Below are 939 nucleotides of genomic sequence, written 5' to 3'. Positions count from 1 at the left end.
GCGATTCTAGTAGTTGCTTCTACAGATGGTCCAATGCCACAAACACGTGAGCACATCCTGCTTTCACGTCAGGTTGGCGTACCATTCATCATCGTATTCATGAACAAGTGTGACATGGTCGATGACGAAGAGCTTCTTGAGCTTGTAGAGATGGAAGTTCGTGAACTTCTTTCTGAATATGACTTCCCAGGTGATGACTTACCCGTTATCCAAGGTTCTGCGCTTAAAGCCCTTGAAGGCGAGCCAGAGTGGGAAGCTAAGATCCTTGAGCTTGCTGAAGCACTAGATACTTATATTCCAGAGCCAGAGCGCGCAATTGATGGTGCATTCATTCTTCCAATCGAAGATGTTTTCTCAATCTCAGGCCGTGGTACTGTTGTAACTGGTCGTGTAGAGCGCGGTATCATCAAGATTGGTGAAGAAGTCGAAATTATTGGTATCCGTGATACTACTAAGACGACTTGTACTGGTGTTGAAATGTTCCGCAAGCTACTTGACGAAGGTCGTGCTGGCGAAAACTGTGGTGTTCTTCTACGTGGTACTAAGCGTGAAGATGTTGAACGTGGTCAGGTTCTTGCTGCTCCAGGTTCAATCACTCCACACACTACTTTCCAGTCAGAGATCTATGTTCTGTCGAAAGAAGAAGGTGGACGTCACACTCCATTCTTTAAAGGTTACCGTCCACAGTTCTATTTCCGTACAACGGATGTGACTGGTACTATCGAATTGCCTGAAGGCGTAGAGATGGTAATGCCTGGTGATAACGTACAGATGACAGTTACCCTAATCTGCCCAATCGCGATGGATGAAGGTTTACGCTTCGCTATCCGTGAAGGTGGTCGTACTGTTGGTGCTGGTGTTGTAGCTAAGATTATTGCTTAATAGCGACGAGTCTTAACTCAATATCAAAAAAAGGCAGCTTAGGCTGCCTTTTTTATT

Annotated in this window: 1 protein-coding gene; it reads left to right on the top strand. The window is 45.5% G+C overall.

The features are described from left to right. On the top strand, positions 1-882 hold an 882-nt coding region (gene tuf / locus L2755_RS21985), incomplete at its 5' end, for an elongation factor Tu (protein ID WP_248982759.1). Positions 883-939: the final 57 nt, after the last annotated feature.

Source organism: Shewanella abyssi, from assembly GCF_023284025.1.
Taxonomy (GTDB): domain Bacteria; phylum Pseudomonadota; class Gammaproteobacteria; order Enterobacterales; family Shewanellaceae; genus Shewanella; species Shewanella abyssi.
This window is presented reverse-complemented; position numbering and strand designations above follow the sequence as displayed.